Here is a 25,054-nt window from a genome sequence, read left to right on the forward strand (position 1 = left end):
CAGTTAATTCCAGACTACTTTGTAGGATTCTGAGACATCCTGGCGTTTGGTGATCGGGGAGCTGGCACGTATGATGCTTCACAAACTTCCGCAGATTAGAAGCCTATGTCCCTGATAGTTCTACTGCTTCTGCCATTCATTGGCAGCTGTCTGGCAGCGGTGCTGCCACACAACGCGCGTAATACCGAATCCCTGTTGGCAGGCCTGGTCGCTCTGATCGGCACCGTCCAGGTTGCGCTGTTGTACCCGCAAATCGCCCATGGCGGCGTGATCCGTGAAGAGTTCATGTGGCTGCCCAGCCTTGGGCTGAACTTCGTCCTGCGCATGGACGGCTTCGCCTGGCTGTTCTCGATGCTGGTGCTGGGGATCGGCACACTCGTCTCTTTATATGCCCGCTACTACATGTCGCCGGATGACCCGGTGCCGCGATTCTTCGCGTTTTTCCTGGCGTTCATGGGTGCCATGCTTGGACTGGTAATCTCCGGTAACCTCATCCAGATCGTGTTCTTTTGGGAGCTGACCAGCCTCTTCTCTTTTCTGCTGATTGGTTACTGGCACCACCGCTCCGATGCCCGCCGTGGCGCCTACATGGCGCTGATGGTCACAGGCGCCGGCGGACTATGCCTGCTGGCGGGGGTCATGATTCTCGGCCATGTGGTCGGCAGCTACGACCTCGACAGGGTCCTGGCCGCCGGCGATCTGATTCGCGCACATACCCTCTACCCTATTCTTCTACCCCTCATTCTCATTGGCGCACTGAGCAAAAGCGCCCAGTTCCCCTTCCACTTCTGGCTGCCCCACGCCATGGCAGCGCCCACGCCCGTCTCGGCGTATCTGCATTCGGCAACCATGGTCAAGGCCGGGGTTTTCCTGCTCGCACGTCTGTGGCCATCGCTGTCCGGCAGTGAAGAATGGTTCTACATCGTCAGCGGCGCTGGCGCGTGTACGCTGTTGCTCGGCGCATATTGCGCAATGTTCCAGAACGACCTCAAAGGTCTGCTGGCCTACTCGACCATCAGCCACCTGGGCCTCATTACTTTGCTGCTGGGCCTGAACAGTCCGCTGGCCGCCGTCGCGGCGGTATTCCATATCCTCAACCACGCCACGTTCAAGGCCTCGCTGTTCATGGCTGCGGGCATCATCGACCACGAGAGCGGCACCCGCGACATACGCAAGCTCAGCGGTCTGATCAAACTGATCCCATTCACCGCGACGCTGGCGATGGTGGCCAGCGCCTCGATGGCCGGCGTGCCATTGCTTAACGGCTTCCTGTCGAAAGAGATGTTCTTCGCCGAAACCGTGTTCATCAATGCCACGGCGTGGGTCGAAGCCGCATTGCCGATTGTCGCAACCATCGCGGGGACATTCAGCGTCGCCTACTCCCTGCGCTTCACCGTCGATGTGTTTTTCGGCCCAACCGCCACCGACCTGCCCCACACCCCGCACGAACCGCCACGCTGGATGCGTGCCCCTGTCGAGTTGCTGGTGTTCACCTGCCTGATCGTGGGGATCTTTCCGGCACAAGTGGTCGGCCCGTTACTCGCCGCCGCCGCACTGCCCGTAGTGGGCGGCACCTTGCCGGAGTACAGCCTGGCGATCTGGCACGGCCTGAACGCACCGATGATCATGAGTCTGATCGCCATGTCCGGTGGCATCGTGCTCTACCTGTTGCTGCGCAATCAGTTAAAACACGGCCGTTTCAAATATCCTCCGCTGGTGGGCCGCTTTAATGGCAAGCGTCTGTTCGAGCGCAGCCTGGTGGTGGTGATGCGCATGGCCCGGCGCGTGGAGCGCCGACTCGGCACCCGTCGCTTGCAAATGCAATTGTTCCTGGTGGTGTTGGCGGCGGTGCTCGCCGGCCTCATCCCGATGCTGCACAGCAGCCTGAGCTGGGGCGACCGGCCGAAGATTGCGGGCTCAATCGTTTTCGTGACCCTGTGGCTGCTGGCGATTGCCTGCGCCCTCGGTGCCGCGTGGCAGGCCAAGTATCACCGTCTCGCCGCCCTGACCATGGTCAGCGTCTGCGGCTTGATGACCTGCGTGACCTTCGTCTGGTTCTCCGCACCGGATCTGGCGCTGACCCAATTGGCCGTTGAAGTGGTGACCACCGTGCTGATTCTGCTCGGTCTGCGCTGGCTGCCACGACGGATCGAAGAAGTCTCGCCACTGCCCCGCACCCTGCGCAAGGCGCGTATACGTCGTCTGCGCGACCTGCTGCTGTCGATTGCGGTCGGCGCCGGCATGGCGCTGCTGTCCTACGCAATGCTCACGCGGCAAACGCCGAATCACATTTCCTCGTTCTACCTCAGTCGCGCCCTGCCCGAGGGCGGTGGCAGCAATGTGGTCAACGTGATGCTGGTGGACTTCCGTGGTTTCGACACTCTTGGAGAAATCACCGTACTGGTCGCTGTGGCGTTGACCGTGTTCGCCCTGCTGCGCCGCTTCCGCCCTCCGAAAGAAAGCCTGCAACTGCCGGCCCAGCAGCGCTTGCTGGCACCGGACGTGGTCACCGATCTGGTCAACCCGCGTTCGGCCAGCGACACCGCGCTCGGCTTCATGATGGTGCCGGCGGTGCTCGTGCGTCTGCTGTTGCCGATTGCGCTGGTGGTGTCGTTCTACCTGTTCATGCGCGGACACAATCAGCCGGGCGGCGGATTTGTCGCCGGACTGGTGATGTCGGTGGCGTTCATCCTGCAATACATGGTCGCCGGTACGCAGTGGGTCGAGGCGCAAATGAGTCTGCGACCACTGCGCTGGATGGGCACGGGCTTGCTGTTCGCCACGGCCACCGGGCTTGGCGCGATGGTGGTCGGGTATCCGTTTCTGACCACCCACACCTGGCACTTCACCTTGCCGCTGCTGGGTGACATCCATGTCGCCAGCGCGCTGTTCTTCGATATTGGCGTGTACGGCGTGGTGGTCGGCTCGACGCTGTTGATCCTCACCGCCCTCGCCCACCAATCGGTGCGTGGTCACAAGAACGCGTCCCTGCCCAAATCCGTCGCCAGCAAAGGAGCCGTCTGATGGAAGAAGTCATCGCAATCGCCATCGGCGTGCTTGCCGCGTCCGGCGTCTGGCTGATCCTGCGGCCACGGACATTTCAAGTGGTCATGGGCCTGTGCCTGCTGTCGTATGGGGTCAACCTGTTCATCTTCAGTATGGGCAGCCTGTTCATCGGCAAGGAGCCCGTAATCAAGGACGGCGTGACCCAGGACTTGTTGCACTACACCGACCCGCTGCCGCAGGCGTTGGTATTGACCGCGATCGTCATCAGCTTCGCCATGACCGCGTTGTTCCTCGTCGTTCTGCTCGCCTCGCGCGGCCTGACCGGCACCGACCATGTCGACGGCCGGGAGCCTAAAGAATGATGGCGATGACTCACCTGATCGCCGCACCGATTCTGCTGCCGCTGCTGACCGCCGCGATCATGCTGATGCTCGGCGAGCGGCACCGGCCGCTGAAGGCGAAAATCAACCTGTTCTCCAGCCTCCTCGGCCTGTTCATTTCGGTGATGCTGCTGCAATGGACGCAAACCACCGACGTGCCCGGCTCGATCGGCGTATACCTGCCGGGCAACTGGCAGGCGCCGTTCGGCATCGTGCTGGTGGTCGATCGCCTGTCGGCGCTGATGCTGGTGCTGACCGGGGTTATTGGCGTCAGCGCCTTGCTCTTCGCGATGGCCCGTTGGGATGGCGCGGGATCAAGCTTCCACGCGTTATTCCAGATCCAGTTGATGGGTTTGTATGGCGCGTTCCTCACCGCCGACCTGTTCAACCTGTTCGTGTTCTTCGAAGTTCTGCTCGCCGCCTCTTATGGCCTGTTGCTGCATGGTTCGGGCCGGGCACGGGTTTCGTCGGGGCTGCATTACATTTCGATCAACCTGCTCGCCTCGTCGCTGTTTCTGATCGGCGCGGCACTGATCTATGGCGTCACCGGCACCCTGAACATGGCCGATCTGGCGCTGAAAATCCCGCTGGTACCGGAAGCCGACCGTGGCTTGCTGCACGCCGGTGCGGGCATTCTCTCGGTAGCGTTCCTGGCCAAGGCCGGCATGTGGCCGCTGAACTTCTGGCTGGTGCCGGCCTACTCTTCGGCCAGCGCACCGGTGGCGGCGATGTTCGCGATCATGACCAAGGTCGGCGTCTACACCCTGCTGCGCCTGTGGACACTGCTGTTCTCCGGGCAGGCCGGGGCCTCGGCGTTCTTCGGTGGCGACTGGCTGATCTACGGCGGCATGGTGACCATGGCCTGCGCGGCGGTGGCGATTCTTGCCGCGCAACGCCTTGAGCGCATGGCCAGCCTGAGCATTCTGGTGTCGGCGGGGATTCTGCTGTCGGCTGTCGGTTTCGCTCAGCCGAACCTGATCGGTGCGGCGTTGTTCTATCTGGTCAGCTCGACGCTGGCGTTGAGTGCGCTGTTCCTGTTGGCCGAGTTGATCGAGCGTTCGCGCTCGGCCAACGAAATTCCACTGGAAGACGAAAGCGAAATGCTGCCGCGACCACAGGAATCCCTGCAACCGCCCAAAGGCATCAACCTCGACGACGAGCAAAAAGCCGTGGTCGGTCAGGTCATCCCTTGGACCATGGCGTTTCTCGGTTTGAGCTTCATCGCCTGCGCCCTGCTGATCATCGGCATGCCACCGCTGTCCGGTTTCATCGGCAAACTCAACCTGATCAACGCGCTACTCAATCCGCTGGGACTGGGCACTGCGGCGCCGATTTCCAACGCGGCCTGGGCGTTGCTGGCGCTGCTGATTTTGTCCGGGCTGGCAGCGTTGATGGCGTTCTCGCGTCTCGGCATCCAGCGCTTCTGGACGCCAGAAGAGCGCCCTTCACCGCTGCTGCGCAAACTCGAATGCGCACCGATTTTCCTCCTGCTGGGGCTGAGCATCGTCCTGACCTTTAAGGCAGAACCGCTGCTGCGTTACACCCAGGCCACTGCTGATGCTTTGAACAATCCGCAGCAATACGTAATGGCCGTGCTCGGCACTCGCGCCGTACCAAGCCCGGAAAGCAAAGCCGCCCTGCTGGAGGTGCAGCCATGAAGCGTGTATTTCCGGCACCGTTGCTGTCATTGGCACTGTGTATCTTGTGGCTGACGCTGAACCTGTCGATCAGCCCCGGCAACCTGCTGCTCGGCGCAATACTCGGTTTCGCTGCACCGCTGATGATGCGCAAACTGCGTCCCAAGCAAGTGCGTATTCGCCGTCCGTGGACGATCCTGCGCCTGTTTTTGCTGGTTGGCCGCGACGTAGTGACGTCCAACTTGATCGTGGCCTGGGGCGTACTCAACGCAGGTCGCCGCCCGCCTCGTTCGTGCTTTATCAAAGTGCCGCTGGATCTGCGTGACGCCCACGGTCTGGCGGCGTTGTCGATGATCTGCACTGTTGTGCCCGGCACGGTGTGGTCAGAACTGGCGCTGGATCGCAGCATTCTGCTGGTGCACGTATGGGATCTGGATGACGAAGCGCACTTCATCGAGCACTTCAAGAGCGCTTACGAGCGGCCGTTGATGGAGATTTTCGAATGAGCCCATTACTGTCGAACGCGATTCTGCTGACGCTGTTTCTGTTCTCGCTGGCCATGGTGCTGACCCTGATCCGCCTGTTCAAAGGGCCGTCGGCGCAGGATCGGGTACTGGCGCTGGACTATCTGTACATCGTTGCGATGCTGATGATGCTGACCTTGGGCATTCGCTACTCCAGTGACACTTACTTTGAGGCGGCGCTGCTGATCGCGTTGTTCGGCTTCGTCGGTTCGTTTGCCCTAGCGAAATTCCTGCTGCGTGGCGAGGTAATCGAATGAACGCTGAACTGTCTTTATGGGTTGAGATTCCGGTGGCGATTCTGCTGGTGCTCAGCGGCGTGTTCGCGCTGATCGGCGCGCTCGGGTTGTTGCGGATGAAGGATTACTTTCAGCGCATGCACCCGCCGGCACTCGCGTCGACGCTGGGAGCATGGTGTGTGGCGCTGGCCTCGATCATTTGCTTTTCAGCGCTGAAGTCCGGGCCGGTGCTGCATGCCTGGCTGATCCCGATTTTATTGGCGATCACGGTACCGGTGACCACGTTGCTACTGGCGCGGGCGGCGTTGTTCCGCAAACGCATGGCCGGGGATGATGTGCCGGCGGAAGTCAGTAGCCGACGCACAGAAAGCGGTAGCTGAATTCAGACTTTGTGGTGCCGGGACTGGCCTCTTCGCGGGCAAGCCCGCTCCCACAGTGGCCTGAGTCGTACACAAATTTTGTACCCATCACAAAATCCTGTGGGAGCGGGCTTGCCCGCGAAGAGGCCGGCCCTGTCAGCAAATAAATCTGCTCAGCCTCAAACCCAAGCCACCGTCAGCAACCCGCCCCCCAGCACCGTACACAACGGCGAATACACCCACGTATCCAGCCGCGCAAAACGTGAACCCTTCACTTCCTTGAAAAAACCCACCAGATGCGAATCTCCAATCGCCCGGGCAAACATCAGCAACGCAATAACACTGATCACCCACTGCAACGCCTTGTGATGCACTGCCTCCATGCCCCACCCGACCCGCAGACACACCAGCGCGGCAATCGCCAGTAACGCAGCCGCCACCACCAACGTAATCCAGCCCGACGGCTTGAACGCGGGTCGCAGCGTAACCACCAAACCTTCCACCGGAACTTGCGGAACTGCCGCCACCGCCGCCCATTGCCCACCCAACGCCCAGTACACATGCACCAGGCTGATCACTGCAAACACTGTCACCAGCCATTGAGCCAACACAAAGGTCATGGTTGAAATCCTTGAAAGGGATTTGAACAAATCATCCTAGTCGCATTTTTTTCAAGTGCACGACCGATCAGCGGTACGGTAAAGTTCCGCCCCATGAAATTCTCCCGTTCCGATCGATCACTGCTGGCCTGGATGCTCTATTGCTGCGTCCTGTTCAACGTGTTCGCCTGCAGCATCGGTCACGGGCAAATGGTCGGCATGCAGCTCAACGGCATCGGTGGCCAGTTCTGTACAGTCGACCCGGCGACTCAAGCGCCGCTGGCCTCCAATCCCAGCGAAGAACAACTGCCGACCCTGTCCAAAGCCTTCGGCTGTCCGCTGTGCTCTGTCGGCGGTGGCATGGGCCCGGCGTTCAACTCCAGCCTGACGCTGGCGATCCTGCCGGAACAACACAGCCCGCCGCTGGCACCCATCGCCAGCGCCGACCTCCCTGCCCGCTTCACCTGGCCCTCGGCCAACCCACGCGCCCCACCGCTCGCCTGAGTGTTCCTGCCTTTTTGATTTGTCAGCCCACTGCGCCAACGCGGGGCGTTTGCCTGTGCGCTGACTCCTAGACAAGCATTCAGGATTCAATGATGAAACAACTTACTTTGCTGGCGAGCCTGTGCGGCTGCCTGTCCGTTAACGTCTGGGCGCAATCCACCGTGGATCTGGCGCCGATTACCATTGATGGCGAATCCGGCAGCGAACCGGGCCTGAGCCTTGACCAGTCCAGCGGCATGGCTTCGCGCCTCGGTCTGAGCGTGCGCGAAACACCCGCCTCGGTGGCCATCGCCAATCGCAACGACATCGAACGCCACGGCGCGCAGAACTTCCAGGACGCCGCCAACACCCTGCCCGGCGTCAATGCCAGCGCACCGCCAGGCTTCGGTGGATTCGTTTCCTATCGCGGCTTCACCAGCAGCCAGATCACCCAGATGTTTAACGGCATCAACGTTTCCGGCGGCCTCGCCCGCCCCGTCGATGCGTGGATCTATGACCGGGTGGAGTTAGTGGGCGGCCCGTCGTCGCTGATCAATGGCGCAGGCTCGGTCGGCGGCTCGTTGAACTACGTGACCAAACTGGCGACCCGAGATGAACAGGCCGTTGAAGGCCGGGTCAGTTACGGCACCTACGACACCACCGAGACCGCGTTCGGCCTCAATCATGCGCTGACCGATCCAGGCAGCGAGGTGCAGCACTACGCGCGGCTGGACGTCAGCCACAACACCAGCAATGGCTACATCGACCGACAGGAGCGCGACGCGTGGAGCGTGGCGTTCTCGTTGCTCAGTGATCTCACGCCAAACCTCTCGCACACCCTGGCCCTGGAATATCAGGACGAGCACGAAGACAGTCCTTACTGGGGCACGCCGGTACTCAACCCCAAGGCCGGCGAGTTGAAGATCGATAAACACAATCGCTTCAACAACTACAACGTCGAGGACGGCCGCTACGAACAGCGGACAATCTGGGTACGGTCGATCATCGACTACAGGATCAACGACAGCACCACCCTGCGCAACACGCTGTATCACCTCGACAGCCAACGCGATTACCGCAACCTCGAGACCTACCAGTACAACGCCGACAACTCGGCGGTGAACCGTTCGACGGCGTATCAGGTGCGGCATCAGGGCGAACAGAACGGCAACCAGTTCGAACTGCGCCACGACAACACGCTACTGGGTCTTGATACGACGTGGTCCGGCGGTTTCGAGTACAAGGTCAACCAAACCACCAACTCGCCGCTCAACATAAAAGGCGCAAGCGCGGTAAACCCGAACCACTATCGGCCCGGCCATTTCTACGACATTCCCGGCACCAAACCGAAGCTGATCAGCGACAAGACCAACGAGGTCACCACCAAAGCGCTGTTCGTGGTAAACCGTCTGGCGTTGACCGACAAACTCTCGCTGCTCACCGGCCTGCGTTATGACGACATTGATCTCGACGTGACCAACCACCGCACTGTGACCGCCGCCAATCCCAGGCACCTCAAGCGCAGTTGGGAGCCGGTCACCGGTCGCGCGGGCCTGACTTACCAGTTCATTCCTTCGGCCAACGTCTACGTGCAATACAGCACCGCGGCCGAGCAACCCAACGGCACACAAGACTTCGACGTCTCGACCGGCAAGCAATGGGAAATCGGCAGCAAGTTCGATTATCTCAACGGGCGCGGCTCGGCCACGGTGGCGGCTTATACGATCGAACGAAAGGACTTCGCCGTCACCGATCCGCTCGACCCAACCAGCAGTATTCCGGTGGGTCAGCAGACGTCAAAAGGGATCGAGATTGCCAGCTCCTTGCGGATTACGGACAAGTTACTCGCCGAGGGCAATTTCGCTTGGGTCGATGCGCAATATGACGACTTCACAGAAAAGAACGCCGCTGGCGCAGTGGTTTCGCGCAAGGGCAATACGCCCACCAATGTCCCGGACCGGGTTGGCAATCTGTGGCTGACGTATGATTTTTCGCCGCAATGGCAAGGTGGAGTCGATGCGCGTTATGTCGCGTCGGTGTTCGCCGACAGCGCCAACACCATGACCGTGCCGTCGTACACGCTGTTCGGCAGCTTCCTCAGTTACAAGGTCGATACACACACCACCGTCACCGGGCGCGTGCGTAATTTGACGAATGAGGTGTATGCCGAGTTTGCGCACGTATCGCCGGCGTATTACCTCGGTACACCGCGTACCTTTGAATTGGCGGTGCAGACCCGATTCTAAAAGCATCGCGGGCAAGCCCGCTCCCACAGTGACTGGTGTCGTGCACATATTTTGTATTCGACAGAAAAACCTGTGGGAGCGGGCTTGCCCGCGATGAGGCCAGTGACCTCAACCCTCTATTTCAAATCAGCCGAAACCTTCTCCGCCACATCCTTCGGCAACCACGCCTGCCACACATCCGGATGCGCCTTCATGAACGCTTCAGCCGCCTGACGCGGTGCGGTGTGCTTCTCGCTCATCTCGGCCAACGCCTTGTTCAACGGTTCAATCGGGAAATCGACCTTGCTGAAGAATTCGGCAATCTGCGGATACTGCTTCTGGAACGGCGTAGACACGCCAATCGACAGCTTCGACGCCAGTGATCGGGTTGGTTTCGGGTTGGGATTATCGGCGTCAGTCAACGTCTTCCAGGCCTCGGCATCAAACGGCGGCTCTTCCAGTTGCACCAGTTTGAACTTGCCCAGCAACGGCGTCGGCGACCAGTAATAGAACAGCACCGGTTTACCCCGACGGATCGAAGAACTGATCTCGGCGTCAAGCGCCGCACCCGAGCCACTGCGGAAATTGGTGAAGTCGTCCTGCAACCCGTAAGCCGTGAGTTTCTGCTTGTTGACCACCTCTGAAGTCCAGCCAATCGGGCTGTTGAGGAAGCGCCCCTTGCTCGGGTTTTCCGGGTCCTTGAACACGTCTTTGTACTTTTTCAGATCACTGACACTGCGCAAGTCCGGTGCCAGCGGCTTGATACCTTTGGCCGGGTCACCCTTGATCACGTATTCCGGCACCCACCAGCCTTCAGTGGCGCCCTTGACCGTATCGCCCAGGCTCACGACCTTGCCTTCGGCCTCGGCCTTGACCCACACCGGGCTGCGCCCCGCCCACTCTTCGCCAATGACCTGAATGTCATTGTTGGCCAATGCGGTTTCCAGGGTAATGGTGGTGCCAGGCAACGTGTCGGTCGGCAATCCGTAGCCCTTCTCGACGATGATCCGCAAGACATCGGTGATCAGGCTGCCGCTTTCCCAATTCAGGTCGGCGAAATGGATCGGCGTCTGCGCCGCCATCGCCGATTGCGCTGAAGTCAGTAAACCGAATGCAGCCACGCTGGCGGCCAGTAACCGTCGAAATCCGTTCATGCATTGCACCTCGTGCTGTTCACAGCAATGGCAGGATGGCCTGACAGAAGACCGCAAGCCTCTGAATACTCAGTCAACTGACTGTAGACGAGGTTCCTGCTTTTTTAGGGCCTGGCCCCAGACGAGGTTAGCTTTCAGACTTTTCCTGCAAGCTTTGCAGCTCGCGTCTGACCATGCTGGCGTATTCCGCTGGACGCAATGCGTAGATCTGCGAGGCCACCCATCCCAGCCACGCGCCTTGCAACTCGGCCTTCATGGCGAAAAATCGCCCGGCCTCATCACGCGCATTGTCGAGGTTCTGCGAATGGAAATCGGCGCGACTCAAACCGCCGATCACTCGCTGGCCTTGAAGGTCACCAGTTCGCCCTTGCGCCATTTCGCGGCTTTGCCAGTGACGGCTTTCAGGGTCTTGGTCAGGCCTTCCTGCAATTGCTCATTGGCGGCAAACACGGTCACCACGCTGTGACCTTCCTTGAACAGGATCGCATGGCCATCAGCGCTATCGACGAAGGCGTAATCACCCAGCCCATAGGCCGTCAGTTTTATTTCACGAAAGCGGATATCCAGCTTTCCACCTTCACGGCTGGGCAAGACTGCTGCACTGAAATGATCGCCAACCTTGAGCTTGAGCCCCGGTTTGTCATCGACAACCAAAGCACTTTCGGTGTCGATCTCGGCAACATAAATGCCTTCGGCGCTTTGCTCGGTGATGTAAACAAAACGCGACTGGAACTGCTTGACCAGCTTTGCACGCAAATCACCCAGCACGAACAAAGCATGCATATCGAGATTACTGACTGCCAAAGAAACATCCCCACATCTGAAAAACCGCACACGGGAAACGCGCACGGCAAAAAAACGGCCAGGCCGATGGCACTGCCAATTGACTCAAAGAAAAACCCGAACTGAGCAGAGCGCTCGTTCAACGCGAGGTTTGCAAGACTACTGGATTGTCACTCGCGAAACTTACTCCAATGTCGCCAAAGCCTGAAGGAAAAATCCTCACCGGCCATGAGAGAAAGTTGACTACGAACTTTAGGGAAAATTCGCACGAAAAAAAGCTCTTTTCCGACATATCGCTTGCGAAAAATTGCTTTAGATAAGCGCTGTCGTCAACAGGTACTGGCGATTCTAGAGCAGCGATGCTCATAAAGACTACCCGCAACGGCCTGTAAATATCGGCCAACTGATGAAAAGGACTTCATATGTGCACTCTGACTCATTTCGCCATGACCGCTGACGCCCGACTCAAATCGCCTCTGATCCTGCATATCACCGGTATGGAAGATTTGCCGGAATCGGTAACAAACGGCCAGACACCACGCTTTCAGGTGGTACCTGCAGGAAACGCCTTCTTTCACATCAAAGAAAAGTCGACCGGCCGCGTAAGAGGTTTCCGCGAAGATCATAACGAGGCTTGCGCGCTCGCCCGCTCCCTCGAATTACAAATCGAACTCCTGGCCAGCGGCTGCCTCAGATAGAGAGAGTGTCGATTGCGCCATCCCGGCGCGCGCAAAAGGAGCACACGATGGATCTGGAAACATACAACTTGAAAACCCTGTTCGATCAGTTGGGACTGCCTTCAGAGGACACGGAAATCGACGACTTCATCGAACAGCATCCGCTGGATGCCAACACCAAACTGGTTGATGCGCATTTCTGGACGGAAGCTCAAAAACAGACACTTGAAGAGTGGATTGGCAAAGACGACGACAGGGCAATTGTCTTCGATGAACTAAACGTACGCTTGCACGACGACAAGTGACCCCGAACAGTGCAGGCTGTTGCCAGTCTCGAACTTCAACTGCGCGAGCCACGCAGCCCTGCACTCCTCGGCCTCATCGCGACTGGCAAACGCGGTGCCACGGCGCTCACCGTTGAGCAAAACCACCCAGCAAACGCTTTGCCCCATCGCGCGCAAACCAGCGGGCACGCCACTGCCGATCATCACGGCAACATCAACCCTGCATTGCATGCGGACCTCCTAAACTCATTAGCCACCTAACTAAGTAGGCATGTTAATGATTTGGCCGCAGCGGAAACAGCAACGCTCGTGCACAGATTCATTGCATCAAGCGTAACAATCGATCAACGCGGACTTTCTGGTTTATAGCCCAAACGCAAACCGCCCCAGTGTCGGCCCTTTATCGTGATCGGCACAGACAGATCGTGCATCAACTCGCCGGTGTCGCGGGTGTAGGTTTGCAACAACACCGGTTGCTGATGGCTGCCACAGCGAATCCCGGTGCGGTCGGCGAACTTGCGTTTAGTCCGGCTGTTGACCGCATCGACCTGCGCATCGCCAGTCAACGGCTGGCTGAAGGCCTGATTGTGCGTCGGCACATAGCCCTGCTGCGTGCAGGCAATGGCGAACACCAGACCTTCGTGACGCGGCAACAAGGGTTCCTGAATCGCCGGCAGAACCTGATCGGTATAACGGTCGAATCGGGTTTGAAATTTCGCCGGTTGAGTATTCGGAATCGCCTGATACTGGCGGTCGAACAGATCTTCGAGACTGATCCGCCCTTGCTCGACGTCCGCTTCAAAACGCGCCGCAATCTGGCTGGCCCCATCGCGCGCCAGGTCATAGATGCGTTGGTGATAGTCATCCAGGCCGACTTCGGCCAGACGCTCGCTGATGGTTTCCGCCTGTCCTTCCATCTGCACCGCTGCTTCGGCGAGTCGACGGGTTTGTTGATCGCTGATCGCCAAATCACTGCGCATCTGCTCGATGGCCTTGAACAAACTGTCGAGTTGCTCGCGATTGGTCTCCGCGCCACGGGCGATTTCGCCGACCTGCGTTTCCACTCCAGCCGCCAAACGCGCGATGTTCTCAAGATGCTTTCCGGTGTGCTCGACCTGCTCGACGCCTGTGTGCAAGTCGCTGGACAGCTCGCGGATCTGCTCCACCACTTGCGCGGTGCGTTGCTGAATGTCGGCAACCATCTCGCCGACCTCGCCAGTCGCCGACGCCGTCCGCGCCGCCAATCCACGCACCTCATCAGCCACCACCGCAAAACCGCGACCATGCTCGCCGGCCCGCGCCGCCTCAATTGCCGCGTTCAACGCCAACAGGTTGGTCTGGCTGGCGATTGACTGAATCACCAGGGTCACGCGCTGAATATCATCGCTGCGCAGGCTCAAGGCTTCGATCAGCTCTCGACTGGCATTCGCGCGCTGACTGAGCTGATGCATGCGCGAGATCGAATCGACCAGTTCGGTACGCCCCGCTGCACTGCTGCTATGCGCCTCGCTGGCCGCCGCAAGTGCATCGCGGCTGAGCTGCGAAGTCGCATGTTCGGTGGCGATCATCACCTCGGCGTTGCTGACAATCCGTGCCGCCGCATCGAGTTGCGATTCGAGTTTGCTTGCGAGTTCCTTGACCGAAAACGCCACCCCGGCCGCCGACAAGGCGTTATGGCTGGTGGTGTAGGAAAGGTCACGGGTCAGTTCGGACATGGCGCTGCCGGTGTCGGCAGGCTGTGCATCAGGGACGGCTCGGGAGCGCAGGCGCGGCAGCCAGACAATCAGCACCGCCAAGGGCATGCCAATGTAAAGCGACCATTCACCCAGCGTCATGCCGGCCAACAACAGCATCAGGGCGATGCTTTGCAGGGTCGGTGCGATCCAGCGGTTTTTCGGCAAAAGCACTGGTGCAGGCAAAGCCCCAACCAGAGATCCTTCTCTCGTCATATCGACACCCCACGTTTGTTCTCATTGTTGTAACTGCATTAAACGCCACTACAACGCCATTATCTATGGTCCGTTAGTCGTGGTGTCTTGTAGCAGGTCAATGGAACGGCCTGGAATATCGCAGACGAACAAAAACAAAGATCGCAGCCTTCAGTAGCTCTATGAAAGAGCTGCCGAAGGCTGCGATCTTTTCAGGATGACCCACATTCATGGGTCATCGCACAGAATCAGGCCTGACGCTGGTGCTTATCGATCTGCTCGTGACGCTCTTGAGCTTCGATGCAGTACTTGGTGGTCGGGCTGATCAGCAGACGCTTCAGGCCAATGGCCTCGCCGCTGTCGTCGCACCAGCCAAAGCTGTCTTCCTTGATGCGCTCAAGGGCTTGTTCCAGTTGCGGCAGCATGCGCTGGTCGCGATCGATCGCGTTGACCAGCCAGGTGCGCTCTTCTTCAACCGAAGCCGCGTCCGCCGGGTCAGCCGGGGTATCCAGGCTTTCGATGGCGATACGGTTTTGCTCAATGCGCTCGTGGGTTTCGACTTTCATGTTCTGCAACAGCTCTGCGAAGAAAGCGTGTTGCTCAGCATTCATGTAGTCATCTGCCGGCATGGCCAGCAACTTGTCCTTTGTCATTGATATCTCTATAAAAAAACGTGCATTAAGGCGAAATAGGGAGCGTTCCGGCGAACCGTGTCCGGTCGACGAAAAGGCATCGTTTATTGCAAACGCCACCCGGCACTCAATTTACGAGGGGCGGCAGTCTAAGGCCCGATGGAGGCCTCAGCAACTCTAAATACTGGGAATATGTCCGACAAAGCCCGGAAACTGCTCTGATACAGGCTTCATTGCGGTTATCGGAGTGCGTTTATAGCAAGAAATTCAGTCGAGCGGCTGTATATAGAAGACAAACGGCTAACCAAGCGATGCTTTATCGCAATTTTTTCACTTGCCAGTGCATCGTTTCAGCCAAGCAAACCCCGCAAACCACCACTAACATCAGCCGCACCACACCTCGCCTCAGCGTTATCGATCAGCCAGAAGGATGACTTATGCCCCGCCCCGATCTGCCGGCCACCGACGAGGCCACCCTCGCCAGCCCCCCGATCAATGCCGAGCGCCTGCTGCAACTGATCACCGAAGAATACGAAACCCTGCCGCGCCAGCTCAAACGCATCGCCAGCTACATGAGCCAGCAGAGCGACCGGATCATGGTCGACCGCATCAGCGACATCGCCCGCGAGTGCGAAGTCCATCCGTCCGCCATCGTGCGCTTCTCGCAGCGCTTCGGCTTCAGCGGCTTCAGCGAAATGCAGGCCCTGTTCCGCACCGCCTACACCCACAAAGCCTCGCCGGTGCAGAACTACCAACAACGCATCCGCAACATGATCGCCAACCAGTCGCAGAAAGCCAGCGACGGCGACCTCGCCCGCGAATGCATCGACGCCACCCTCAGTGGCATCGAACGCCTGGGCCGCGAACTCGACGACGCCGCTTTCGAAAAAGCCGTCGACCTGATCGTCAACGCCGACAACATCTATGTCGTCGGCGTGCGCCGCTCCTTCGCCGTCGCCGACTATCTCGTTTACAACTTGCAACACACCCAGAAACGCATCCACCTCGTTTCCGGCCTCGGCGGCAGCTATCGCGAACAAATGCGTAGCGTCCGCGAGGGCGACCTGGTCATCGCCATCAGCTTCACCCCCTACGCCAAAGAAACCCAACACTGCCTGCGCCACGCCCGCGAGCAACAGGCCAACACCCTGAGCATCACCGACAGCCACCTCTCGCCACTGGCCAAACGCGCGAACAGCGTGTTGTTGGTCAACGAAGGCAGTGCGCTGGCCTTTCGTTCATTAAGTGCGACGTTGTGTTTGTGCCAGGCGTTGTTCGTGGCCGTGGCCTATCGACTGGAATTGAATGTCGATGAGATTCACGAACAAGCGGGATTCGACGACTGACAATTCCTTCAACCTCGGCTAGGTTATGCCTACCCCACCGGTTTGACTTGAAGGAACGCGTCATGAAACTGATCGGCATGCTGGACTCCCCATACGTGCGCCGCGTGGCGATCTCCGCCAAACGCTTAGGGATTGACCTCGAACACGAGTCAGTCTCGGTGTTCCGCCACTTCGAGCAATTCCAGCAGATCAACCCGGTGGTCAAGGCCCCGACCCTGATCCTCGACGACGGCGTCGTCCTCATGGACTCGACCCTCATCCTCGACTACCTCGAAACCGCCTCCGGTAAAAGCCTGCTGCCGAAAGACTTGAGCCAGCGCGCCCACGCCCTGCGCCTGATCGGCCTCAGCCTCGCCGCCTGCGAAAAAGCCGTGCAGCTCTACTACGAACGCAACCTGCGCCCGGCCGACATCCAATACCAACCGTGGGTCGAACGCGTCGAAGGCCAACTCGCCGCCGCCTTCACCGCCCTGGAACACGAACTCGAAAAAACCGGCCTGCCCACCGACGGCACCCTCACCCAGGCCGGCATCAGCCTCGCCGTCGCCTGGAGCTTCACCGATCTCGTCGTCCCCGACCAGATCGATGTGGCGCGCTATCCGCGTATCGCCCAATACACTGCCTACGCCGAAACCCTTGAAGCGTTCGTCAGCACGCCGATGACCTGATCATGAGCGCGACTGAAACCGCTGCACCGGCACTGAAAGAGATCTTTAACGCTGAGCGTTTGCAGCACATCGCCACAGAAATGACCGCTGTGTACCCGGCGTTCAAGGCCAAGGCGTTTTTGAAGCATGCCAATGAGGGGCTGGCCGAATTGTCGGTGATGCAGCGGATGGCGCGTGTCAGTGAAAGCCTGCACGCGGTGCTGCCGCTGGATTACGAGCATTCGCTCGATGTGTTGCGCGAACTCGCGCCTCGGCTTAACAGTGGATTCGTCAGCATGTGCTTGCCGCATTACGTCGCGAGTTACGGTGCTCACGCATTCGATACCTCAATGGAAGCGCTGAAGTACTTCACCACCTTCGGCTCATCCGAATTCGCCATCCGCCACTTTCTGCGCAGTGACCTGGAGCGCTCGCTGGAACTGATGCACGACTGGACTCAAGACGAAAACCACCACGTCCGCCGACTCGCCAGCGAGGGCAGCCGCCCTCGCCTGCCTTGGTCGTTTCGGTTGGAACCGGTACAGGCTGATCCGCAGTTGGCCGCCGGGATACTGGATCGGTTGAAGACGGATGAAAGTTTGTACGTGCGCAAGTCCGTGGCGAATCATTTGAATGATGTGACGAAGGTGCACCCGAAGTGGGTGCTCGACACGATTGAAGGATGGTCGCTTGAGAATAAACACACAGCCTGGATTGCGAAGCATGCGTTAAGGAGTTTGATCAAACAGGGGGATTTGCGGGCACTGACGGTGATTGGAGCTGGTGGGAAGCCTGAGGTTGAGTTGCTGGATGTGAGGGTTGAGCCGGCGGTGGTGAGGCTTGGTGAGGCGATTACTTTGTCATTTGTGGTGAAGTCGACGGTGGCTGAAGAGCAGCGGCTGGTGATTGATTATGCGATTGACTATGTGAAAGCGAATGGCGGGGTTTCGGGGAAGGTTTTCAAGTTGAAGACGGTGGTGTTGGCGGGGTTTGGGAGTGTGGTTGTGGGGAGGCGGCAGGTGATAAAGGATTTTACGACGCGCAAGCATTTTGTTGGGCGGCATGGGGTTTGTGTGATGTTGAACGGAAAGACGTTGGCAGCTACCGCATTTAGCATCGTCGCAGAATAACATCCCTAGACGTTCGGCCGATCTGGCAACACTTGCACAAATGTGAGATTACAGAAGGATCCAGTCTCGCCCAGAAGCAGACATTCAACTGATCCATTCTGATTTAAAAGCTGGCATAGACTAAAGCCGCCCCCTAGGCGATGCATGGCTATTTGCTATACATTTATCGCCTCAAAGGCTTCATCCAGCCCCGCTGCGGATGAACGCCCTAAGGAAGAGACGGCTAAAGAGAGGGAATATGAGCGATAGAAATACGAGTGCTAGCGCCAGCGCAGCGGGCTACTGCTATCAGTTTGTCCGGGCGTTGCATCGGATTTTTCGAAGCACTCATCCTCAGACACGCTTCGGTATCGAAACGGCAGATGACATAGAAGAGATAGTGCCGAGTTCAGCGGGCGAACTCCAAATTAAAGAGCAGGACAAGCTTACAACTCTTGACAAAAACCCACTTCAGGACAGTAGTCGAAACCTCTGGAACACCCTACGTAACTGGCTTGATAAACTTGAAAAATCAAGGCAGCAATACGCTTACCTACAATTTGTGATTGTTACTAATAAACCGGTAACAGAGGGATCGCTCGCAGACAAGTTATCCCAAGCGAGTACGGAAAAGTCTATCGCTGAGGCGATTGACGCTCTGCGTCAACAGGCATCATCAATGACAGGTGAGACTGCTGACATTGCTGCCAAGGTCAGAGGCTTTTCTGATGAACAGTTGGGGTTTCTAATTGAACACCTCTTGGTAGTAGACGCTGTTGAGGTGACCGCACTAAAACAAGATGTCATTTCGGTGCTCCAATTCCCTGAAGGAGTAGAGGAATACCACGAGCAGATTTACGAAGCGCTGCTCGGCCATCTGATTTCGGGGTGCCTTGAGAGCTGGAGTGAGGGGCAGAGTTACTGGACGTCTGCGGAGACCTTCTTCACAAAAAAACATGCTTTATTAGTGAGCCATCAACAAAAGCCTTTGCAGCCGCTTTCGCAGGAAAGCACGGATTACAAAGAGCTTTTAGAGTTGCGTAAAGGAATGGCTCTTCCATTTCTTGATCAACTCAAGAGCCTGGACATTAATGATTGGTTTATAAATGAGGAGCTAGGTCATTTCTGGGCTGCATATTCAGAGCGCACACGACTGCTTAAAAGTGGCGGTGTTTTGTTGGACGACTTCAACACGGCCGAGGAGATACTTTGTAATCGTTGAAAAAGTATTAGAACAGCTAAAGCGCTTACAGCCAATAAGCCGCCAATCGAGTTATTCAATGAAGATCTTATGGGGATTTACATAAGCGCCTCAACCCCGGAGTCATTCGAAATGAATATCGGACGAATTCAGTCCTCTCAGCGATATCTATATATGGGAACTTATCATTTCTTAGCCAATGCGGAGGGCACCAAGCATCCTATCTATTGGCATAAGCAGAAGGAATCTGAAAAGCAATGAACGGAGCATATATGGATAAACACCTTATCCACAACTCATCTTTGGCTTGCTTTCTTTTGACAAACTTTGTTTCTGAGTATGAAAACCAGACCAGTGGATTTCCTATTGACCTGACGAAGTTGATGTTGGTTCTCCCAATCGTATGGAATGAAAGTAATCGCCACGCACTCGGGAGCAGAAATGCACGCTCGAAAATTGACGCAGTGCTTAGGGATAATCCCATTTTGAAGATTGACCTTGAAGAACGTGTTAGGGCTCATGCGCCTGCTACTCTGCAAGGGCTTAACCTCGCGGTCTCTTCAGGCTTGGTTACGAAGAGTATCGATGAAGACGGGGATGAATATTTTTCGACACTCATGTCTCGTTGGCCAACAGGCATCAAAAAGACTATTCCCGCAGATCTGTTGAAGACAACAAAACAGTTGGCCCTTTGGTATAGCACCGCGCCAACCGAAACTCTTTACAAGCTATTATTCGGGATTCCAAATGAAATTCGTAATTGATGCTATTGTGCTTTGGCCACAAGATGCCCTTAGAGAAATCAGAGTCATCCCCTTCGAAAATTCGAAGATCAATATTATTCATGGACTTAGTAGCACTGGAAAGTCATCCATCATCCATATTATTGACTATGCCTTAGGGGCGAGTAAGTGCCAGATACCTATTGGGCTTATTCGAGATAAGGTATCCTGGTTCGGTTTAAAAATAACAATGTTAGGTGAAGCCTGGGTGGTTGCACGAAAGACGCCGGGGCCGAAACAGGTGTCAGGAGAATTCTATCTTGAGCGTTTTACAGGCGAATATCCTGAAGCGCTGTCTACCACGCTTGTTACTGAAGCCTTTAAGGAAAAGTTTAATGCTTTAGTGCGCATGAGTGACTTACCTCACTCTGACGAAGAGAAACCTCCAAAACGCGATTCGCGCAGCTCGTACCGTGATATGGCTGCATTTAATTTTCTCCCGCAGCATATTGTGGCCAACCCAAATACTCTCTTCTTTAAAACAGATTCATGGCTGCACAAAAATCGTCTGATTCGCGCAATGCCGTACGCGCTAGGGATAGTCGATGCCACTTACGTTATGAACGAGCACCGTCGTGATGCAGCAGAGAAAGAGCGAGAAAGTCTCAATAAGGAGCTAGTTGTACTAGAGAGGGCAAAGCAGCGCTGGGGATTCGACGTAGATCGCATGTTAGGACGGTGCGTCGAGCTAGGGATGCTGTCAAATGAGGACATATCCGAGGCACTTGAGGACAACATTGCAAAACTCCAAACGGTTGTAAAGGCATATGAAGAAAGCCGGCTTGAGCAAATTTTAAAAAAGAACCAGATCGGTTGCACACGAACCGCGAATTCGACGCCGCGGTAAACCTTGAGGCTAAGCAGCAGGAATTAGTGGACAGTCTCGCCGCTCAGATCAGTGGATTCAGCAGCCTAGCAGCCAATGGACAAAAATTTTTTGCTGCGATTAATGATGAGCGCTCGCATGTTATCGGGCTTGATTGGCTTAAAAATAGCGTCTTTCCTGAAGCTCATTGCGTTGCCTGTGGCTCGTCGACATCTTCACTCCCCATGGTCCTAGATGCACTAGAACGTAAGGTAAATAAAATCACTACTGTCGCTTCGATTCTTCAAGAAAACCCTGTGGTAGATCGAAAACTCGCCTCCCTGAAGCGAAAGATGAGCAGCGAGCAAAAAACTCTATATCGTCTTCGTCGGGAAAAGAATGAAATTCTGATTCAAGACAAAAAGCTGAAGGATGTTATCGGTCAGATATATTTTATGGCAGGCGATATATCAGGACTATTAAACCGCATAGGCAAGACCTCTGTTGACCAGTCGCTCCTCGACCGCATATCGATATTGACTAAAGACATTCAGCACTATGAAAGAGAGATGCTAAAATCCAATCACTACAACCGAGAGAAAAGTGTCGAGAGATCTTTAAGCGAACTTATCGGCGAGTATGTTGATCAGTTCCCTTTGGAGGCCCCTGTAGGCTCTGACATTAAGCTCGACCTGAAGGAGTTGACGCTTCGCTTTGATGGTGCGGATGAGAGAAGAGATTATCTATGGGAGGTTGGAAGCGGGGCGAATTGGATGGGGTATCACATCGCGACATTCATGGCGATCCATGAATATCTGGCTCTCGAAGAGAATCAAAATCTTCCGCCGTTTAGCTTTTTGATAATTGACCAACCGAGCCAAGTATATTTCCCGAGCAGTCACAGTGGTGATAATGATCTAGACAATTGGACTGATGTAAAAAAGCATCGTCCCTCAGATGTTCGGGCCACCATGAAAATCTTTGAAATGATTTCGCAGGGTCTTGAGCGGGCTAGTTTTAATTTTCAGATTATTGTCCTCGAGCATGCTGGACCGGATATCTGGGAAAAGATCCCTCATACACATGAGGTTGCTAATTGGGACACCAAGGGAGACGGGCTCATTCCTGCGAGTTGGCTGTAATCTCGAAACTAAGCTTAGCTCATTCTGGGACGACACTTAGTCGCCTCAGAATCACCTTAGAGCTTCTTAAGAAAAAAGCGACAGATTTATATTCATACAATTTGCAATACTGAATACGCCCCCTTTTCTAAATTACCGACTTCCGTATGGAATTCCGTATTTTTCGATATACCGCTTTAACTTTTCACTAACTGGACAAGCTAAATCTTATTATCTGAGTGTCCAGTCAGATGCATACCGCGACTACCAACTACCGTATGGAATGCCCCACTTCTCTATATAGCGCCTGGACTTTTCACTGACTGGATAAGCATATCGTCCCTGGGTTTTCCCCTGACTCGGCCCCAATGGCTCGATTTCAGCCTGTGCTTTCGCTACTTCGACCGGACTGTGACACGAGTCCCTTACCCACACCTGCACGACACCACCCGGCGCTAAGCCCAGATAAACCGAAGATATATAGGTAGCTCTTTTCTCTGGAGTTTTCGAGCAGCGCTGGTTGACTGAAGTCAGCATCAACTGTCTGGCTTCTTCCGGTATATCGATCCAAACACTATAGGTTTGAGGCTCTACGATGGATTGCCAGCGAACGAAGATACGTTTGGGGAGATCAGCGCCCACCACCGCTTTTGCGGAGCTGCCCAAGCCATGCCAGCCTCGCGCAGATTCTGTTCCGTCTTCTGGCTGCCCGCCCGAGGCGGATCCGCCGCCAGTGTGTGGGAGCGTCTTTCCTTTGATGTCTTCGACGGAGGTGTCCTCAACCCAGACTTTCATATAGCGAGGCTCGGTAAAGCCGAGTTCCCACCATGGGGATTTGGGGTCGTTTTTCGCTGACAGCGGGTCAGCGTGACAACCAGCAACAAACAGTATGCAAAGCAAGGTTGCGAATAACTTCATTACCAAAGCGTCCAGTCAGGTACGTGTGGATGTTTTACTCGTATTGAATCTTCAGTGGGAGCGTTGATATATACAGCCCGCAAGCCACTTCCATCTCTTCGCCCAAGTGGGTGGTTCCAGTTCGCGGATGTATGAATGTACTTGAGTTGGAGCACTTGCTCCTCTTCCAGCGTGGTGCTGAAGTCACCAGAGACAAATCGATCGCACATGGGTTGAAGTTCTGCCGGAATTACAAACTCAGGGGTCTCGGGAATATCGTTGAAACGCACTCCCTTGGCTTTTGCCTGTTGATGCATTACGCGCAGGAAAACTCTAGCCAGCATTCCGCTCACCGGCCGTTTTAGCTGCAAGGCAGCATAGACTCGCTTAACGCGTGGACCCAATCGATCTTGCGGGTCGATTGGCATCAGGAGTGCCGGTGGTGTGACGATCTCCAGCATTTCGGAGGGCCATCCTTCGCTTAGCCACTGGCTTCTCACCTTGACCGCATCCTGGTAGATCGATGTGGTGGCAACATCAGTATTAATGGACACCTCAAGAGTTTGCATTGGGCTGATGAGTACGCACTCTTCCGCCTCTTCGAGGTAGCCACCACCAATATCGGAGTGCACACCGGGCAGGACAATTTCAGGATGGTCCATCGCAACACGACTGAGGGCAAAGTTACCTCTGCATTCGTCCCGAGCGACCAATTGGACAACATCGGTGAAAAAGCGTCGGTCGAGGAAAAGCCTGATACCTGTTGCGACAGCGCTTTTGATGTTGCCCAAATTGGACCAGCCAGCGATTGACGGCACCGTGTCGAACAGACCGATAAAGCCCATATTGATATCGCTGTGGTACTGATCAACGAAGGACGAACTGAAGACGTCAGAATTGCTGCGCAAGATTTCGCCCAGCGGGCCTTGTTTGCCACGCACTATCTCATTTGCGAAGTGCCGAGCGGCTGCCGCACCGCGACTGAAACCGAAAGTGTCGAAGGTCAACGAGACAATTTCACTACCCGGATTTTCTTTAACTGCTTCATTGATACGTTGTTCGATGAGCACAAACGAAGATTTAACGCGACCGGCAACACCTGTTTCCCCGCGCCCGGCGCCGGCACCCAAAGTGCTGTCTTCTTCACCTGATCGGGTGCCGATACCTTCGACATACACCATACGGAATGCCTGCTTTCGCTGTCCCTCGCCTTCAGCTACTTCAGGAGCGTCATACAGATCGCTCAGTCTTTTCACATTACTGACGTCGTTACCGTAACTGCTATCCGGATCGCTCATATACGGCTTGCAACTGGAATCGATGTCTTGGGGTGAAATGGGGTGATGCGCGCCACAAAGCAGACCTGCGGCGGCATTATTCGCATTATTTCCAGTGCCATCAAAGAACACACCAATCCGCAACGCAATGCCGATTTTCTCAGGCTCGGGCGCGGGTTCTTTCCCGTGTTTTTCGTATTCAGCCCAGCGCTGGGCGTGGATATCGACGGGTTTGGCTTCTTCGTAACGATAGTTTTTCGGGGGGTTGGGGACGTAGCCGCTCAATCCTTGGTTCCTTGCTCTGATCCTTGAGAACGGCCCGAAGGGTGACAGCCGAGACCTGGGGGCGCAAGGCGTGGCCGTGTGCCAGCCCCGTTGAGACCGCGTGATGTGACGAGGGTTTCCCCTCGTCGTGGTGGGTGGTTATTTGGGGACTTCGACGTCATCGAGTGCTTTGTTTACGGCCAGTTCGGCGAGCATTACGACTTGGGCAATGCCTAGCGCGGTTTTGCGGTGGGAGTTATTAAGCATTGCCGCAAAGTTGACGAGCATTTCACTGGCCGAGCCGAGGGTTTCGCTGGCGTTGGCCAGCAGGGATTCGGTGTCGTACTTCGGGTTGGCGAAGTACATGCGGTCGGGTTCGTTGGTGCTGGCCATGATTTGGTCGGCAGGCTTGAGGTAGTGGTCGAGGGCGCGTTCGGCGGCTTCGTGGAATTTCTTGGAATCGGGGGATTCGTAGGGGGATGTGGGGTCGGTTTCTGGCGGGTTGGGCGTGACTTTGAACATGGTGAAACTCCTGATTTTTCACTAGGAGCTACCAGCATCACTTGCAGATGATGGGTGGCAGCTATGCGCGGGTCTGCAAGACCGGGAAACCAGGCACCCGGCAGACCCGAGGGTCTCCCGCACAAAGCCGCCATTGAACAAACACGAACGAGTGTCCTTTGGCAGGGCTGTGCGAC

General features: G+C 56.3%; 27 protein-coding genes. 17 read left to right on the top strand and 10 right to left on the bottom strand.

What is annotated here, in order from left to right; genetic code table 11:
• The first annotated feature begins 105 nt into the window (after window positions 1-105).
• Genes ACIQVE_RS02455 through ACIQVE_RS02480 form a run of 6 tightly spaced genes read left to right on the top strand, consistent with a single transcriptional unit; the run spans window position 106 to window position 6,163 of the window.
• The gene (locus ACIQVE_RS02455; RefSeq protein WP_402804169.1) at window positions 106-3,024 is read left to right on the top strand and encodes a monovalent cation/H+ antiporter subunit A; all 2,919 of its coding nucleotides are present in this window, start codon (window positions 106-108) and stop codon (window positions 3,022-3,024) included.
• Window positions 3,024-3,368: a Na+/H+ antiporter subunit C gene (locus ACIQVE_RS02460; RefSeq protein ID WP_007910763.1), complete on the top strand. Its 345-nt coding sequence runs from the start codon at window positions 3,024-3,026 to the stop codon at window positions 3,366-3,368. The genes ACIQVE_RS02455 and ACIQVE_RS02460 overlap by 1 nt, the downstream gene beginning before the upstream one ends.
• A complete protein-coding gene (locus tag ACIQVE_RS02465) occupies window positions 3,365-5,044 on the top strand; it encodes a monovalent cation/H+ antiporter subunit D (protein ID WP_402804171.1) in 1,680 nt (559 codons plus the stop codon). The genes ACIQVE_RS02460 and ACIQVE_RS02465 overlap by 4 nt, the downstream gene beginning before the upstream one ends.
• Window positions 5,041-5,529 (top strand): Na+/H+ antiporter subunit E, encoded by a 489-nt coding sequence (locus ACIQVE_RS02470; protein ID WP_402804173.1) that lies wholly within the window; start codon window positions 5,041-5,043, stop codon window positions 5,527-5,529. The genes ACIQVE_RS02465 and ACIQVE_RS02470 overlap by 4 nt, the downstream gene beginning before the upstream one ends.
• Window positions 5,526-5,804 carry a K+/H+ antiporter subunit F gene (locus ACIQVE_RS02475; RefSeq protein ID WP_003225959.1) on the top strand — a complete coding sequence of 93 codons (279 nt, stop codon included), beginning with the start codon at window positions 5,526-5,528 and terminating at the stop codon, window positions 5,802-5,804. The genes ACIQVE_RS02470 and ACIQVE_RS02475 overlap by 4 nt, the downstream gene beginning before the upstream one ends.
• Window positions 5,801-6,163, top strand: a complete 363-nt coding sequence (locus ACIQVE_RS02480) for a Na+/H+ antiporter subunit G (protein ID WP_402804176.1) — start codon at window positions 5,801-5,803, stop codon at window positions 6,161-6,163. Before ACIQVE_RS02475 ends, ACIQVE_RS02480 begins: the two co-directional genes overlap by 4 nt.
• 158 nt (window positions 6,164-6,321) lie before the next feature.
• On the opposite strand, the gene ACIQVE_RS02485 is transcribed toward ACIQVE_RS02480, so the two are convergent.
• Window positions 6,322-6,762 carry a DUF3995 domain-containing protein gene (locus tag ACIQVE_RS02485; protein WP_402804178.1) on the bottom strand — a complete coding sequence of 147 codons (441 nt, stop codon included), beginning with the start codon at window positions 6,760-6,762 and terminating at the stop codon, window positions 6,322-6,324.
• A 93-nt stretch (window positions 6,763-6,855) separates the two neighbouring features.
• Here ACIQVE_RS02485 and ACIQVE_RS02490 point away from each other — a divergent pair, with 93 nt between their 5' ends.
• Both ACIQVE_RS02490 and ACIQVE_RS02495 read left to right on the top strand, forming a co-directional pair.
• Window positions 6,856-7,245 (top strand): DUF2946 domain-containing protein, encoded by a 390-nt coding sequence (locus tag ACIQVE_RS02490; protein WP_042559576.1) that lies wholly within the window; start codon window positions 6,856-6,858, stop codon window positions 7,243-7,245.
• A 92-nt stretch (window positions 7,246-7,337) separates the two neighbouring features.
• Window positions 7,338-9,470, top strand: a complete 2,133-nt coding sequence (locus ACIQVE_RS02495; RefSeq protein WP_402804180.1) for a TonB-dependent receptor — start codon at window positions 7,338-7,340, stop codon at window positions 9,468-9,470.
• 116 nt (window positions 9,471-9,586) lie between these two features.
• On the opposite strand, the gene ACIQVE_RS02500 is transcribed toward ACIQVE_RS02495, so the two are convergent.
• From ACIQVE_RS02500 to ACIQVE_RS02510, 3 genes are all read right to left on the bottom strand, one after another.
• A complete protein-coding gene (locus tag ACIQVE_RS02500) occupies window positions 9,587-10,603 on the bottom strand; it encodes an ABC transporter substrate-binding protein (RefSeq protein ID WP_402804182.1) in 1,017 nt (338 codons plus the stop codon).
• A 127-nt stretch (window positions 10,604-10,730) separates the two neighbouring features.
• Complete coding sequence (locus ACIQVE_RS02505; RefSeq protein ID WP_402804520.1) at window positions 10,731-10,928, bottom strand: hypothetical protein; 198 nt, start codon at window positions 10,926-10,928, stop codon at window positions 10,731-10,733.
• A gap of 8 nt (window positions 10,929-10,936) precedes the next feature.
• A complete protein-coding gene (locus tag ACIQVE_RS02510) occupies window positions 10,937-11,407 on the bottom strand; it encodes a hypothetical protein (protein ID WP_402804184.1) in 471 nt (156 codons plus the stop codon).
• Between the two features lie 401 nt (window positions 11,408-11,808).
• Here ACIQVE_RS02510 and ACIQVE_RS02515 point away from each other — a divergent pair, with 401 nt between their 5' ends.
• Both ACIQVE_RS02515 and ACIQVE_RS02520 read left to right on the top strand, forming a co-directional pair.
• Window positions 11,809-12,084, top strand: coding sequence for a hypothetical protein (locus tag ACIQVE_RS02515; RefSeq protein WP_402804186.1), 276 nt, complete (start codon window positions 11,809-11,811; stop codon window positions 12,082-12,084).
• 47 nt (window positions 12,085-12,131) lie between these two features.
• A complete protein-coding gene (locus tag ACIQVE_RS02520; RefSeq protein WP_402804188.1) occupies window positions 12,132-12,368 on the top strand; it encodes a DUF2789 family protein in 237 nt (78 codons plus the stop codon).
• Here ACIQVE_RS02520 and ACIQVE_RS02525 read toward each other — a convergent pair.
• The 3 genes from ACIQVE_RS02525 to ACIQVE_RS02535 form a co-directional block, all read right to left on the bottom strand.
• Window positions 12,339-12,578, bottom strand: coding sequence for a hypothetical protein (locus ACIQVE_RS02525; protein WP_402804190.1), 240 nt, complete (start codon window positions 12,576-12,578; stop codon window positions 12,339-12,341). The genes ACIQVE_RS02520 and ACIQVE_RS02525 overlap by 30 nt on opposite strands.
• Window positions 12,579-12,691: 113 nt before the next feature.
• Window positions 12,692-14,296 (bottom strand): methyl-accepting chemotaxis protein, encoded by a 1,605-nt coding sequence (locus tag ACIQVE_RS02530; protein WP_402804192.1) that lies wholly within the window; start codon window positions 14,294-14,296, stop codon window positions 12,692-12,694.
• A gap of 227 nt (window positions 14,297-14,523) precedes the next feature.
• Window positions 14,524-14,928 (bottom strand): TraR/DksA C4-type zinc finger protein, encoded by a 405-nt coding sequence (locus tag ACIQVE_RS02535; RefSeq protein WP_047301757.1) that lies wholly within the window; start codon window positions 14,926-14,928, stop codon window positions 14,524-14,526.
• Window positions 14,929-15,344: 416 nt separating this feature from the next.
• On the opposite strand from ACIQVE_RS02535, the gene ACIQVE_RS02540 reads away from it, so the two are divergent.
• The 7 genes from ACIQVE_RS02540 (at window position 15,345) to ACIQVE_RS02570 (ending at window position 21,939) form a co-directional block, all read left to right on the top strand.
• Window positions 15,345-16,253 carry a MurR/RpiR family transcriptional regulator gene (locus ACIQVE_RS02540; protein WP_402804195.1) on the top strand — a complete coding sequence of 303 codons (909 nt, stop codon included), beginning with the start codon at window positions 15,345-15,347 and terminating at the stop codon, window positions 16,251-16,253.
• Window positions 16,254-16,315: 62 nt separating this feature from the next.
• Window positions 16,316-16,921, top strand: a complete 606-nt coding sequence (locus ACIQVE_RS02545; protein ID WP_402804197.1) for a glutathione S-transferase — start codon at window positions 16,316-16,318, stop codon at window positions 16,919-16,921.
• Between the two features lie 2 nt (window positions 16,922-16,923).
• The gene (locus ACIQVE_RS02550; RefSeq protein ID WP_402804199.1) at window positions 16,924-18,030 is read left to right on the top strand and encodes a DNA alkylation repair protein; all 1,107 of its coding nucleotides are present in this window, start codon (window positions 16,924-16,926) and stop codon (window positions 18,028-18,030) included.
• A gap of 238 nt (window positions 18,031-18,268) precedes the next feature.
• On the top strand, window positions 18,269-19,231 hold the full coding sequence (locus tag ACIQVE_RS02555) for a hypothetical protein (protein WP_402804201.1): 963 nt from the start codon (window positions 18,269-18,271) through the stop codon (window positions 19,229-19,231).
• A gap of 251 nt (window positions 19,232-19,482) precedes the next feature.
• Window positions 19,483-19,974, top strand: a complete 492-nt coding sequence (locus ACIQVE_RS02560; RefSeq protein WP_402804203.1) for a three component ABC system middle component — start codon at window positions 19,483-19,485, stop codon at window positions 19,972-19,974.
• Entirely contained in the window at window positions 19,958-20,839 is an 882-nt protein-coding gene (locus ACIQVE_RS02565; protein ID WP_402804205.1) for a hypothetical protein, read from the top strand. The genes ACIQVE_RS02560 and ACIQVE_RS02565 overlap by 17 nt, the downstream gene beginning before the upstream one ends.
• Complete coding sequence (locus tag ACIQVE_RS02570; protein ID WP_402804207.1) at window positions 20,806-21,939, top strand: DUF3732 domain-containing protein; 1,134 nt, start codon at window positions 20,806-20,808, stop codon at window positions 21,937-21,939. The genes ACIQVE_RS02565 and ACIQVE_RS02570 overlap by 34 nt, the downstream gene beginning before the upstream one ends.
• Window positions 21,940-22,182: 243 nt before the next feature.
• On the opposite strand, the gene ACIQVE_RS02575 is transcribed toward ACIQVE_RS02570, so the two are convergent.
• From ACIQVE_RS02575 to ACIQVE_RS02585, 3 genes are all read right to left on the bottom strand, one after another.
• Entirely contained in the window at window positions 22,183-22,836 is a 654-nt protein-coding gene (locus tag ACIQVE_RS02575) for a DUF2931 family protein (protein WP_402804209.1), read from the bottom strand.
• Window positions 22,836-24,377, bottom strand: coding sequence for a phospholipase effector Tle1 domain-containing protein (locus ACIQVE_RS02580; RefSeq protein ID WP_402804211.1), 1,542 nt, complete (start codon window positions 24,375-24,377; stop codon window positions 22,836-22,838). Before ACIQVE_RS02580 ends, ACIQVE_RS02575 begins: the two co-directional genes overlap by 1 nt.
• Before the next feature lie 138 nt (window positions 24,378-24,515).
• On the bottom strand, window positions 24,516-24,878 hold the full coding sequence (locus tag ACIQVE_RS02585) for a DUF6124 family protein (protein WP_402804212.1): 363 nt from the start codon (window positions 24,876-24,878) through the stop codon (window positions 24,516-24,518).
• Between the last annotated feature and the right edge of the window lie 176 nt (window positions 24,879-25,054).

The organism is Pseudomonas sp. NPDC098747, assembly GCF_044760045.1.
Taxonomy (GTDB): Bacteria; Pseudomonadota; Gammaproteobacteria; order Pseudomonadales; family Pseudomonadaceae; genus Aquipseudomonas.